Raw genomic sequence first — 13,069 nt, forward strand, 5'->3', positions numbered from 1 at the left:
CGGATCGAATCGGAACCCTACAGGCCAGCGATACGCTTGACTGCGTCGTCGAGGTCCGTACCCGAGTGCTTCAGTCGGGCGAACCGGTCTTCCAGGCGCGCCTGCTCTTCTGCAAGCGCTTTGCGGTCATTGTCGATCATCTGTTGCACTGAGCTCGGAGCAGGACCGCCGATTCCATTTCTACGACCGACGTTTTGCACGGGGTCCAATGCCGCGGCGATTGCGGCAGCGGATATGTCCAGCGGATGTCCGAGTTGCGCATGTGCGGCTGCCTGAACCATGTCCAGATCGATCTGGTTCGCCGTCTTGCGGGCATCGATTGCGGCATTGACCACGCGCGCAATGACTTCGTGTGCCTCGCGATAGTCGAGGCCACACTCTCGAACGAGCATATCGGTGAGGTCTGTCATCGTGGCGAAATTCTCCGACGCGTATTTCAGCATTTGCGCCTTGTTCGGCTGCAACGTGCGAACCACGCCCGTCATTGCATGCGTCGCCGCCATTATCCCGTCGATCGAACGCGGTTCGAGACCGACACGAGCCGCGCTGTACTGGTATTCGATTGCATTCAGCGACGTGACGATTGATACGAACGGCCCCATTGCCGCTGCTGCCGCTTGGCGCGTTCTTTCGAGCGAATCCGGGTTCTTCTTTTGCGGCATGATGCTGCTCGTGCCGGCAAACGACGGGTCCAGTTCAGCGACGCGATATTCGTCGGTGCTCCAGAGCTGGATCTCGGATGCGAGCCTGCTAAGGCTGCTCATATAGATCGCATTATTGGCCGCGAACTCCGCGATGTGATCCCATCCCGCGACGCCTTCAATTGTATTGACGACGAGCGCATCGAATCCGAGAAGCCCGGACGTTCTTTCCCTGTTCAATGGCCAGCCGGTGCCCGCCGTCGCCGCAGCGCCAAGCGGGCAATGGTTGATCCGCGCGTACATCTGCTCGTAACGTTCGATACTTTTGCCGAGGCCTTCCGAGTAGGCCATCAGGTAGTGAGCGAGCGTAATGGGCTGTGCTTCTTTACGCTGTGTATAGACGACCATCACCGTGTCGAGGTTATCGGCCGCTTTGGCTATGACGGCAGCACGCAAGCCGATGAGGGCCTCGATCGTGCGATTGGCCTGGTCTCGCAGGAACATGCGCTTGACGGCGTTTGCCAAATCGTTGCGGCTTCTTCCCAGGTGCATCTTGCCGCCAACGGAACCGACGACCTTCTTGAGTGCGGCTTCGTACGGAAGATATGTGCGCAATGAAGGATCGCTTCTGGCGCGCTCGTCGACGACGGCTAACCCACGCAGAATCTCCGCGACTTCCTGCGTCTTCAGGATGCCGCTTTCGGCGAGCATCACCACATGTGCGCGATGAATCTGGCTCTCATAAGGGAAGGTTGCGTCAACCAGCGTTTTGGCGGCGGCGTCGAATTCATACAGCTCCTGGAACTCTGGCGCTTTTGCAACGGAGCTTCGTCCAATGCGCGTTGCGTCGACTACGCCCTGTTTATCAGACATGTTTGCTTCCCTCATGATGGTTTTGATGAATGAAATACCAAACGAGCCGTCTTTGCTTTAACCCTGTACCACCTGTTCCATGGTGGTGTCGTAAGGCTTGAAGCCCGTCTTTTTCCAGAATTCCTTACCCCGCGGGTTCGTCTCGAGGACATTTAGAAAAAGGCGCTCGCCGCGCTTGAAGCGCGCGCGCGTCAATGACTCGAATGCGAGGCTTCCAAGACCGCGCCCTCGTACGTCACGTGAGATATAAAACTGACGCAGATGGATGTGATAGCCACATGCCTCGGCACTGTCCGGTTCCTGGCGATACGTCGCAAATCCGATCACCTCGTTACACCACAGAATGACGTCGAGTGAATATCCCTCCGTCGAGACAAAGCGTTCGAACCGCTGACACAATTCCTCGACGTTCATTGGATTGCGATGCCCCTCATCCTCGATCAGTTCCTTGTTCATGCGCGCCAAAAGTTCGAACTGGGATGGCTTCGCAGCTTGAATCGCGACTTGCGACATAGGCGTTTGTGAATGGTCCGAGCCTGATTCCATGACTTGATCTCCACCGGCTGATTTTTATACTACACTTCAGAAAGTGTTGACAGTTTCAAGTGCCAATATCGATTTGTCAAGGCTTGGCTCACGGAAATCGACCATCTGGCAGTACGTCATCAAATATGTTGACACTTAATTTATTGTAGACAATTATCCTCGCAAGGCCGAACCTGTGTCGCAGCAACCATTCAATCCGACAATGACCAACACAATTTTTGCGTCTGAATTCAAGTCCGAGCCCGTCTGGTGGGAAGCTGCCCGTCCGTTTGATCATCAGGATGCGATTCCTGAAAAAGTCGATCTCGTGGTTGTGGGGTCGGGCTTTTGCGGACTATCGGCCGGAATCCGCGCGTTGGAGCTTGGGCAATCTGCACTGGTGGTCGATGCTGGGCCTATCGGCGGAATGGCGAGTTGTCGCAGCGGCGCGATGCTGTCGAGCGGACAGAAATTTTTGTTGAACGGCTCGTTTCGCGATCTCGACTCGGCGCATCTCAGCATGCTGTCGCGAATCCACTCCGATGCGTTTCGCCTCGTCAGGTCGTTTGCCGAGGACGACGCGATGGACATGGATTTTCAGCAGTCTGGGCGGCTGTTTCTCGCTTCTTCATCTGAGGCGAGCCTCACGTTCCGCGAACAGGCCAGAATCCTGCATGAGCGCGCTGGCGTTACGACCTCTGTTCTCTCCCGCGACGAGCTTCAAACTGAAATTGGCACCACGCATTACCACGGCGGACTGCTGGTGAAGGAATTCGGCGGAATTCACCCGTCCAAATTCGCCATAGCCTTAGCCAAAAAATTTCAAGCTCTGGGTGGGAAGCTCATTTCGCGAAATCGCGTTCTCGGCGTCGGCAAAATCGCCGGAGGTACCTTCCGTGTTCTGTCTGAGAAAGGTGAGTTGCTGGCGAGCAATGTACTGTTTGCCACCAACGGGTATTCCGACAATGCGTTGGCGCCCTTGCGCCGGCGCGTTGCGCCCGTCGCATCATATATCGTGGCAACGGAAAGAATGCCTCGTTCATTGATGGATGAAGTCATGCCGCACCGTCGCATGTATTCGGACACGAAGCGCAATCTTTGGTACTTCAGGCCTTCGCCGGAAGGCGACCGCATTTTGTTCGGCGCAAGACCGCGGGCATGGGTTCGGGATACGAGGGAAGCCGCTGTGTTTCTGCAGCGTTTCCTGACCCAGGTTTTTCCGCAACTCGCCTCCGTCAAGATAAGCCACTGCTGGACCGGTAACGTAGCGATGACCAATGATCATTTGCAACACATCGGTTCGTTTGGCGGGGTCCACTACGCCGTTGGCTGCAACGGTAGCGGCGCGGCCATCATGCCCTATCTGGGCAGACTCGCTGTTGACCGGATGTTGGGAGTTGAGAAATCACCCTCGTTGCTCGAGCAGTTAACTTTTAAAAAATACCCGCCCTATGGAAAGACGCCGTGGTTCGTTCCTTTGGGCGTACTCGGATTGGGAATGTTGGATTGGATCGATGAGAAGAGTCAATCTGTGTGGTGAGCTAAGGACACGCGAGCGCGAATTGATCCCGCGCTGAGATCGCTCAATCCTATGAATGGACCGTCTGCTGCACTGAGTTGCTTCGCCGTCTGAGCCAAAGCGCGCGCATGCAACAGCAACGGTTGATCTCTGCAGTGGAGAGGATCGACCAAGAGGGAGCTGTCACTCGAATGGTGCCCCACTCTGTTGCAGAATCGCGATATCCCCCAATACTAAACAGACTGGGCTGCGCACCCCTTCTCCAACCTCCGTCGCAGAACCGTATCCGCCATGAGAAGGCGCGGCTCAGCATTCGTCTGGAATATTGAAGCCGCGCCCAAACGCCATCCGAGTTTAGGCGCAAGGTCGGTCTATTGCAAACTTATCAAGACTGGTCAATACCTAAAGAATTGTTCCTAACGCGGTCATATTCAGAGGGAAGATACGCGTGCGTCGCCGAACCCCGTAACTGTTCGTCGAAGACGCGGGAACGCACGCATCCGGTGCTATGTTGCTGAGTGCGCGCGGGCGGGTTTGGACGTAGGGTGGTTGATAAACTGAATGAGAAAAAGGCGCGGATGCGCCTTCAATAGAACGTCGGGGAAACCGTCCGTTGCGCGCATCGGCCCGGACGGCTCGTAACATCGAGTCGACAATCAAAACTTGTGGCGAATTCCCACGACAGTCACAAGTTGGCTCCCGGTTCCAGAGTTCACGCCGTAGGAGCCAACCGAGGCTTGTGCCGGCACGAGCGCTCCGGAGGCCGAGAGATTGGTGCCATTCGCCTTCTGATAACCGCCCGTCCAATAAAGCGACGTACGCTTGGACAGCAAATACTGCGCACCCAGGTTGGCCTGATAATACGACGCGTTAGCCGGCCCATTCAGCCTGGTGAAGTTGTAGCCTACCCCCAACAGAATATCCGGCCGTGGTGCGTAGTTCACGTACACTGCGCCATTGTCGAATCTGGCTGCATCGGTAAATCGAGAGTTCGCATCACGGTTGTACTGGCTGTGGCTGTAACCCGCGCCGAGAGTGAACTTCCCGATAGCGTACTGAATTCCCGCGTGAATGATGTCAATCGACTTCGCAGAAGCAAACCCTTGATTTATTGCAGAGAAGAACAGCGAGTCCGAACTGCTGGTCCACGTACGGATGCCATTCGTGAGAGTGTTCCCTCCGTCTGCATGAAAGTAGCCAGCAGCTGCTCCGAGCGGGCCGTTCGTATAGCTGACTGCTGCTGAATATGTCTGCCCCGAGCCAGTGCTTCCTGCAACCCCTCCAAACGCGTACAGCGCTTCGACTTGAACGCCCGACATCATCGGACTGATGTACTTGACCGCGTTGCTGACCCGCAGGTCGTTGTCGTAGTTGTCTACGTCGCCAGGAGTAACGAACAGTCCGCTGAAAAAGTTGTCTTCAGTTAGGGGCTGTACAAGGTCGGTGACCGGGTCGTACGTTCGCCCCAGTTTGACCGTACCAAAGCGACTGGAAAGACCGACTATCGCCGAGCGTCCGAACATCCGACCGCCCTGACCAAGTGCGCCGGTACCAGGGTTATATCCGTTCTCCAACTGGAAAATTGCAGACATCCCCGAACCGAGGTCTTCTGAGCCTCTTACTCCCCAGCGGGAGCCCATCAGCGCTCCACCAAACTTCACCTGCGTCGACTGGTTTCCCGCGGAGGTCTGCGAGTTGTGGATATAACCAATGCCAGTATCAATTACGCCATAAAGCGTGACACTGGATTGGGCGAACGCCTGGCCGGTTATCGCGCAGCCTGCCAAGGCCAACAATACGCCATTTTTCTTCATTTCAGTTCATGTCGTTGAGCGCTGGGCTGCGAGCAGCCCAGCATGGTTGCCTAGATCTCAGCCAGGTGTCGTGACATCAGTTCGGAAAGACGATCGCTTGAAGATTCGGGTAGTAGACTTCAATCTCGTCCGTGTCTCCGCCCATCTTCTGGAACGTCACGGTAAACGTATGCATCCCTTTCGGTGCCTCGTAGACAGTCGATGCGTCGAGGTTTTGTCTGTCGTGTTCGTACTTATCGACTTCCTGAACAGCCGGCGATGCGACATTCACACGCTTAACCGGTCGAGCTGCTTCGCCATCCATGGTCACGTATGCGCGGACCGAGCAGGGGCATCCTTTGGAGTTCTCGTCAGCAATACCGCTGGTGAATTGAACGAGGACCTTAGATGCGGTCTTCAGGTCGAGCTCGACCGAGGCTACCTTCACCGGGTCCTTACCCTTCAGGTATACGGCCGTGTGGGAGTCCGGTTTGTTGAAGTAAGCGATGGTCGGCGAGCCGGCTGCAAATGATCCTGAACTCGCGCTCAGTACAGCGGCGCAAATCGCAATACGAGCGGTAAATGCAAACGTTTTCATTAGTTATCCTATTTAATATGGGTTTTTTAAAATGGTTTCATCCGACCGATGAGCCCGTCTTTCAGGAAGTAGTGGTGGTAAAGCGCAGCCAGGGAGTGGAGAGCGGACAACGCAATCAGAGCAATGGCCGTGTAGTAGTGCCAGTCGGTGAGGAAATGGCCCATCGGGACGTTCTTCGGTAGCGGCGCAGGGATTTTCAGGCCGAAGAACTCCCATCCGATGCCGTACGCACCTCGCCAGACTTTGAGTGCTGGAACGACGATGAGCAGAGTGATGATCGCACGTTGCGTAAGCTTCGCCGCACGGGCGCGCCAAGGGATGTCATCCAACTCGGGAGGAGACGGTCTCCGAAAGCGCCAGAAAACGCTGAACAGCATGACGGCGAAAACGGTTTCCCCAATCGAGCGGTGCCAGTAGTAGTAGTTGTTGTAGCTTTCCGAGTTGAAGTCGAGTTTGTAGAAGAGAAAACCGATGATGCACAACGCCACCACACAGACAAAAATGAACCAGTGGATAGCGATGGAAACCCGGTCATAAGCGTTACGGCCGGTGGGCCGAACCTGCGCTTGAGATGTCGTGTACATATCTGCTCCGCCGTCGTTGGAGTCTTGGTTGATGGGGTCGACGGAGTGGATAGTAGAAGCGCCAAAGCGAAATGTAAGCGTCCGACAAAATTAACTCTATAAGTCGTTGTTATATGTTAGGTGGCCTTGTCTTGCGTTTCCCCGTCCTTGACGAGGAAAACGGAACAGCGGAATCGGTTGATATGCGCCGAGACGAAGCACGGACCAGCATGCTGGCGATGAGGAAGCGACCCTGACGCGACCGCACAAGTGCAACGAATGGTCGTTTGACGTTGTCCAGAAAAGGGGTCGTTTACCCTCTTCGCTCAGCTAATCCGATTTCCCGTGCGGTTACTTTGTCTGCTCGTGCTCGAGCCCTTGCTCGTGTCCCGTGCTTTCATTGCTTCCGCGAGCACGTCCTGGTCATGCCCCAGTTGGACACGCATTTGGCGCAGAAACTTTTTGACGTTCTCGGAAAGAGGTGTCCCTGGTCGAAACACCAACATTCCCGTGAACATCACTTCGACGTCCACAGGTTTGACGACCAGCCCGCGACCGACGAAGTCGAGCGCGACAATAGGATGAACAATTCCAAGCCCGACTCCAGCCAGAGCGAGCTCACATACCGTGTGCGAGTAAGGTGTTTCAACTACCGGTTTGAGTCGAATGTCGCGGGCTGAAAGTTGGTTGTCCAGCCCGAGACGCGTGCTGTCTTCCGGGTTCAGTGCCACAAAAGGGCGGTCTATCATGTCCTTCATGTGGATTGACGACGACCCCGCGAGTGGGTGCGAGGCGGTCATAACAGCCACACCGGGCATACGCACGAATTGTGAATGTTCGAGCCCGGCCATCGACATCTCATCCGACATCAGCCCGAAGTCAGCCTCGCCGGCCGAGACCTTTTCATGTACGTCCCGCGAGCTCATGACCTGCAGCGAAATCTGGATGTCTTTCGAGGGAGCATCGAATGCCGCAATAACCCGCGGCAAGAATCCCGTTCCGAGAGCCGGAAATGTTGCAATTGCCATCCGACCAAGCCCATACGAGCGAAGGCTCCTGATGCGGTGCTCGATCACTTCATAGCCGACAAAGTAGCGGTCGACATCGCGCATCAGTGCGACGGCTTCCTGGGTTGGTATCAATCGGCTGCGTACCCGCTCAAACAGCTTGAAATTCGCCATGTCCTCGAGGCGTCGAATCGCTTGACTGACGGCCGGTTGAGAGATTCCCAGCAGGCCGGAGGCCTTGCTGGTACTTCCTGCATTCATGACCGCGCGGAAAACCTCAATATCTCGGAGACTCATAACGTGAACTTATTGACCTAATTATTTCTGATGTTGCCAACGGTATGGGAAAAAGTAAACTGACCATCGTTGATTGACCACCTGATAACTCCAGAGCAAACGATGAAAAGTACCACCCAACCGTTCCGCAGCCTCTCACCCGCTGTGATGCGCGCTTCCACGGTCGTGTTTAATTCGCTCGCAGATTTTGCGCGTCGCAAGGAACGCCAGCCGGATGGCTACAGCTACGGCATTACGGGCACTCCGACGGCGCGCGAGCTTGAGCATCGAATTGCTGAACTCGAAGGCGGCGCTCATTGCGTAGTTACCCCCTCGGGGCAGTCCGCGCTGATGACAACGGTTATGGGCTTCGTGCGAGGAGGTGACCATCTGCTCATTTCAGCCGCCTGCTACGGTGCGTTAAAGACGTTCGCGCAGAAGTGGCTCGCCAACTTCAATGTCGAGGTCGAGCTCTACGCGCCGGCCATCGGAGTTGAAATCGAGAAGCGCATCCGACCCAACACGCGGATGATTTGCATGGAATCGCCGGGAACTGTGACAATGGAAATGCCCGATGTTCCTGCGGTTGTGGCTGCAGCCAAGCGCCATAACGTGATGACGATGATGGATAACACGTGGGCGAGCCCTTTGGGATTCAAGCCGCTGGAACACGGCGTCGATTTCAGCATTGAAGCGGCCACTAAATTCTTCGGCGGTCACTCGGACCTGCTGGTTGGTTCCATCAGCATGAACAACTCCGACTATTACACCGTCTTGCGCGAGACTCAAAGCATTCTTGGTCAACAGACAAGCCCGGACGACTGCTTTCTGGTGATGCGCGGCCTTGAGACGCTCAAGGTACGCTACGCCGCGCAAAGCGTGTCGACTCTGCGTGTCGCAGAGTATCTTGAGAAGCATCCCCTGGTTGAAAAGGTGCTGTTCCCAGCCCTTCCGTCGGACGCCGGCCATGCAATCTGGAAGCGTGATTTTTCCAGCAGCGGTTGCCTCTTCTCGCTGATTTTGAAAGATGCACCCGAGAAAGCGTTCAACGGATTCTTTGATACGCTGAAGCATTTCGCTATCGGAGCCAGCTGGGGTGGCGTCCATAGCCTTGTAGCGTATTACCCGGCACCGCTGCAGGCAAATCGCCCCTTCCCTTTGACAGACCGTCCGGTCATCAGAATTTCCATCGGACTTGAAGACGCTGGACTTCTGCTCGATGACCTGAACGCTGCGCTGGAAGCATTTGGTCGTGCCCGTTCTGAACAGGGTTAACGCGGCCAATACGACGTCCGAAAGAACAAAGTGAGGAAATAATGAAGCTGACCACGATTTTGCGACGAGGGTTTGTGATAACGGTCGCTACCGTCTGCGTATCCAGCATCTTAACTGGGAACGTGCTTGCGGCAGACGTGCTTGCGCAGGCAAAAGCGAACAAGACGCTGCGCGTCGCTAATACCCAAAGCAGTCCGCCATGGAGCATGCTGGACGACAAGAATCAACCAGCAGGCTACGACGTTGCAGTGGCAAAAGAGGTCGGAAAGCGGATAGGTATTCCCAATGTAGTGTTCGTTGCCGATTCGTTCAAAAACTTTGTCGAGGGGCTCAAAGCCAGCAAATACGACCTTGTGATGAACGACCTCACACCCACCGTAGAGCGGGAAAAGCAGGTCGACTTCGGCGACCCGTATGGCGTCGAAGAATTTCGAATCTTTGTCCGAAACGAAAACAGCGACATCCACAGCCGCGCAGACCTCAAAGGGAAGCGTGTGGGCGTCACAACTGGCTCGAGTAACGAATCCTGGTCGCGGGAACACCTCAAGGACTCGGACATCCGCAGTTACGATAATGGTGGCCTCGTGTTTAATGACCTTGGTAGCGGTCGTATCGACGCCGTCATCATTTCTCACTTCGGTGGGATGAAGTATGCAAATGTCAATCACCTTCCGGTTAAGGAGGTCGGTGAGCCTCTCATCTACCAGCTTTCTGCTCCCGCGATGGTGAAAGGACAACCGGCACTCCGCACTGCCGTCAACAAGGCGATTGCCGAGATGGTCGCAGACGGTACGCTCGAAGCGCTATCGAAGAAATGGGTTGGAGTGGATTTCGACATGCTCGGGACTATCGCGAAGGCGAAGGAACAAAAGGAGTAAGTCATGCTGGAGCTTTTCGAGCGCTCACTACCTCTGCTAAAGAGCGCCGTGTTGATGACGGTCTTCCTTGGGCTCACTTCGTTTGTGCTGGGCTCTGCGCTCGGATTGATCGTCGCTCTGTGCCGAATTTCAAACGCACGTGCCCTTCGCGGATTGGCCTTTGCGTATGTGTCAATCTTTCGAGGGACGCCACTGCTCGTACAAATCCTGCTCATCTACTTCGGGCTGCCGCGATATGGAATCACGCTTGACCCTGTACCTGCAGCACTACTGGCCTTGACGTTGTTTTCAGCTGCGTACCTGAGCGAGAACTTCCGCTCAGGAATCAGCGCGGTCGACAAGGGGCAATGGGAAGCCGCAGCATCTACGGGCATGAGCTACGTGAAAACGATGTCAAGAATCATCCTTCCCCAAGGTCTTCGCATCGCCATTCCATCGGTCGGGAGTCGATTGATTGCGCTTATCAAAGATACGTCCCTTGCATCGACTATTACCGTCGTCGAACTAACGCGAGTTGCCGACCAGGTGGGAGCGTCAACCTTCCGATACATGGAAATGTTTCTGATGGTCGGACTCATCTACTGGGTGATAAATCAGCTGCTAACCATCGCCCAGACGATTCTTGAAAGCCGTGTATCGAGGCGGTACGTATGAAACAACAATCCAAAACCATCGACGTTCGCGGCTTGCAGAAGCGCTTCGGAGACAATCAGGTGCTCCGCGGCGTCAATTTCGAAGTGTCGAGAGGAGAGGTTGTCGTCATCATGGGCCCGTCGGGTTCAGGAAAAACTACCCTCCTGCGTTCGTTGAATTTCCTTGAGAAACCCGACGCCGGAACGGTCGACATTTGCGGCATCGATGTCGACTGTGCGGGATTGCGCAAGCCGACTCGTGAGACGCAGAGAGCGATTCGTGCGATTCGGCACCGAACTGCCATGGTATTTCAGTCGTTCAATCTCTACCCTCACATGACAGCGTTGCAAAATATCATGGAGGGGCCCGTTAGCGTCAAGGGTGTGACCAAATCCGAGGCCGCGTCACAGGGCATGAGACTGCTGGAGCAAGTAGGCCTTGCGGCTAAAGCTGGTGAGTATCCTGGTCGCCTCTCAGGTGGACAAAAGCAGCGTGTCGCTATCGCCCGGGCACTGGCGATGGAGCCGGAGGTAATGCTATTCGATGAACCGACTTCCGCTCTTGACCCGTCTCTCAGAGAAGACGTGCTTCGCGTCATGCGCGACCTCGCGGAAAAGGGCATGACTATGCTGGTGGTCACTCACGAGGTTCGCTTCGCGAGAGATGTCGCGGACCGCATCGTGTTCATGGATGGCGGCGTTGTCGTTGAAGATGCTGCACCCGGCGTATTCTTCGGAGCAGAAAGCAACCCACGGGTGCGTCGGTTTCTGAATTTGATTGAAACTTAGCGTGTCAGAAGGCGGTGTGCCAGGCATACAATCGATATGCTGACGGGCAAACGTTCATTGCTTCCCGGGCGCGGCGTTGGCGGATCGGCCTCCCCCTTCCGGCGAACTGGCGCTGCGGCGCAAGACTGCTACCTCCCTCGCCATTTCGCACGGTATCACATGCTGTCCGTCCAGCCCGTCATCGTGAGCGCAGTTGGCGGCGGTCTCGGACTGACATTACGTGTACTGGTCCTTGGCACTGCATTTCTAACTCGAGCCAACAAACCGACTTAGATTCAGCGCGTGCTGATGAATGAGGTCCGTTCGCATCGCAGCTCACGCGATGAGCGCCTGTCGATCTATCTCTGACATTTGCCGCGATACGTATGTCTGGTGATCAACTGGCAACGGGCGCTCGTTTCCGAAGAGCAAACGTCCCCATGTGGCCGAACCCTGCCCGATGTCTGGCACGCGTGAACTCGCGGGCCGTGCATCGCACGTCGGACCGAAGCCGACCCACTTCTGCCAGTCGGTCTTCTACATAGGAGACATTCGCGGAGCAATTCCTACGCGGCCACGCATCGGACGCCCGATAGCCGTGCTCATTCCGGGTCGTCACAGGGTTCGCTATGCCGTGAATAGCGAAACGCATCCGATGCCGCCAGACCCCGGGCGACCTATGTCAGCAAGACGGCCTTGGCACCATCGAGCGATTCGTAAGCCATGGCCAGTTCGACCTGATCGAGACGGAACTCCTTGCCAATTCTGGTCGTGAACATTCGATTGTCAATCACGCCCTCAAGCGCTTTCAGAGCGGTAACGAGCTTGTCGTGATCCTTCACCGTCTGGCTCTCGAAATTGCTGAATCGTCTCACGGTCAGGTTCTTCATCATGAAGAGCGCGGACTGAATGGAAACCGCGACGGCTCCGCCCAGAAGGCCGTATAAATAGATCGTCGAATTCATCGGCAGGACCGGCGCAATCCTTGTTACCAGGTCTCCGCCGACGCCGTCAAATACCGCCGTCGTTCCCAGTTCGGCGGACAACACGCCGAGCGTATCGGTGAAGCCTTCGCTGGTGACAATGACGTGCTCCACGCCCAAACGGCACAGTGCCTCCCGTGCCCCCTCGGTGCGCACCAGGAAAATCGCGGGCAACTTTCTACTACGAGCGAGCGCAGCAAGAGCGTAACCGGTGGCCGAATTCCCGGCCGTGACAATGACGCCCCTATGGCCCGCTGCGGTGATCTCTTCGAGAAAGGCGCAGGCCGTCATCACGTTCACGAGTGAGCCGCAATAGTCCCGAGCACGAACATGGTCTGGCAGGATCAGGCAAGTCGAATAAGGCACCTGCGCCCGTTCGCACCAAAGCCCAATACTTTCCGGACTTCTGCCGAGCGACCGGTAGATCGCCACCTGCTTGCCCGTATATTCCGCCGGAACGCCTGCTCCCGCCGCGACTACCGTGCCTGTTCCCGACGCCCCCCAGACGTTATGCCGGTCGAGCGCGAGTGCATTACCGGCGGCTGCAGGCATCCGCAGGAAAGTCTTGTCGCCATGGTTGATCGCCGACGCATCCATATCGATCAGCACATGGCCCGGCGCTGGCGCGGTCGGTGTCGGGACGTCGCGAACCTCAAGTTCCCGACCAGGTGTTACACAAATCGCTTTCATCATTCAGTTCCTTTTGTTCCGGTATTGTTGTTTGCACAGCCCGTAACA

12 protein-coding genes are annotated in these 13,069 nt (G+C 55.9%); 5 read left to right on the top strand and 7 right to left on the bottom strand.

Features of this window, described 5'->3' with window-relative positions:
- Positions 1 to 17: 17 nt before the first annotated feature.
- Both argH and BLV45_RS10245 read right to left on the bottom strand, forming a co-directional pair.
- Positions 18 to 1,529 (bottom strand): argininosuccinate lyase, encoded by a 1,512-nt coding sequence (gene argH, locus BLV45_RS10240; RefSeq protein WP_090532370.1) that lies wholly within the window; start codon positions 1,527 to 1,529, stop codon positions 18 to 20.
- Positions 1,530 to 1,571: 42 nt separating this feature from the next.
- Positions 1,572 to 2,060, bottom strand: coding sequence for a GNAT family N-acetyltransferase (locus BLV45_RS10245; protein ID WP_090532372.1), 489 nt, complete (start codon positions 2,058 to 2,060; stop codon positions 1,572 to 1,574).
- A 202-nt stretch (positions 2,061 to 2,262) separates the two neighbouring features.
- On the opposite strand from BLV45_RS10245, the gene BLV45_RS10250 reads away from it, so the two are divergent.
- Positions 2,263 to 3,579 (top strand): NAD(P)/FAD-dependent oxidoreductase, encoded by a 1,317-nt coding sequence (locus tag BLV45_RS10250; protein WP_090532374.1) that lies wholly within the window; start codon positions 2,263 to 2,265, stop codon positions 3,577 to 3,579.
- A 635-nt stretch (positions 3,580 to 4,214) separates the two neighbouring features.
- Here BLV45_RS10250 and BLV45_RS10255 read toward each other — a convergent pair.
- From BLV45_RS10255 to BLV45_RS10270, 4 genes are all read right to left on the bottom strand, one after another.
- The gene (locus tag BLV45_RS10255) at positions 4,215 to 5,372 is read right to left on the bottom strand and encodes a porin (RefSeq protein ID WP_090532376.1); all 1,158 of its coding nucleotides are present in this window, start codon (positions 5,370 to 5,372) and stop codon (positions 4,215 to 4,217) included.
- A gap of 76 nt (positions 5,373 to 5,448) precedes the next feature.
- On the bottom strand, positions 5,449 to 5,949 hold the full coding sequence (locus tag BLV45_RS10260) for a hypothetical protein (RefSeq protein WP_090532377.1): 501 nt from the start codon (positions 5,947 to 5,949) through the stop codon (positions 5,449 to 5,451).
- A 26-nt stretch (positions 5,950 to 5,975) separates the two neighbouring features.
- Positions 5,976 to 6,533 carry a cytochrome b gene (locus tag BLV45_RS10265; RefSeq protein ID WP_090532380.1) on the bottom strand — a complete coding sequence of 186 codons (558 nt, stop codon included), beginning with the start codon at positions 6,531 to 6,533 and terminating at the stop codon, positions 5,976 to 5,978.
- Between the two features lie 305 nt (positions 6,534 to 6,838).
- Positions 6,839 to 7,816 (bottom strand): LysR substrate-binding domain-containing protein, encoded by a 978-nt coding sequence (locus BLV45_RS10270; protein WP_090532382.1) that lies wholly within the window; start codon positions 7,814 to 7,816, stop codon positions 6,839 to 6,841.
- Positions 7,817 to 7,918: 102 nt separating this feature from the next.
- On the opposite strand from BLV45_RS10270, the gene metC reads away from it, so the two are divergent.
- Genes metC through BLV45_RS10290 form a run of 4 tightly spaced genes read left to right on the top strand, consistent with a single transcriptional unit; the run spans position 7,919 to position 11,369 of the window.
- Complete coding sequence (gene metC, locus BLV45_RS10275; protein ID WP_090532385.1) at positions 7,919 to 9,070, top strand: cystathionine beta-lyase; 1,152 nt, start codon at positions 7,919 to 7,921, stop codon at positions 9,068 to 9,070.
- Between the two features lie 41 nt (positions 9,071 to 9,111).
- On the top strand, positions 9,112 to 9,948 hold the full coding sequence (locus tag BLV45_RS10280) for an ABC transporter substrate-binding protein (protein ID WP_090532386.1): 837 nt from the start codon (positions 9,112 to 9,114) through the stop codon (positions 9,946 to 9,948).
- A 3-nt stretch (positions 9,949 to 9,951) separates the two neighbouring features.
- Positions 9,952 to 10,602: an amino acid ABC transporter permease gene (locus BLV45_RS10285; protein ID WP_090532388.1), complete on the top strand. Its 651-nt coding sequence runs from the start codon at positions 9,952 to 9,954 to the stop codon at positions 10,600 to 10,602.
- Positions 10,599 to 11,369, top strand: coding sequence for an amino acid ABC transporter ATP-binding protein (locus BLV45_RS10290; protein WP_090532390.1), 771 nt, complete (start codon positions 10,599 to 10,601; stop codon positions 11,367 to 11,369). The genes BLV45_RS10285 and BLV45_RS10290 overlap by 4 nt, the downstream gene beginning before the upstream one ends.
- 656 nt (positions 11,370 to 12,025) lie before the next feature.
- Here BLV45_RS10290 and BLV45_RS10295 read toward each other — a convergent pair.
- The gene (locus BLV45_RS10295; RefSeq protein WP_245753179.1) at positions 12,026 to 13,024 is read right to left on the bottom strand and encodes an alcohol dehydrogenase catalytic domain-containing protein; all 999 of its coding nucleotides are present in this window, start codon (positions 13,022 to 13,024) and stop codon (positions 12,026 to 12,028) included.
- Between the last annotated feature and the right edge of the window lie 45 nt (positions 13,025 to 13,069).

The organism is Paraburkholderia sartisoli (assembly GCF_900107685.1).
Classification (GTDB): domain Bacteria; phylum Pseudomonadota; class Gammaproteobacteria; order Burkholderiales; family Burkholderiaceae; genus Paraburkholderia; species Paraburkholderia sartisoli.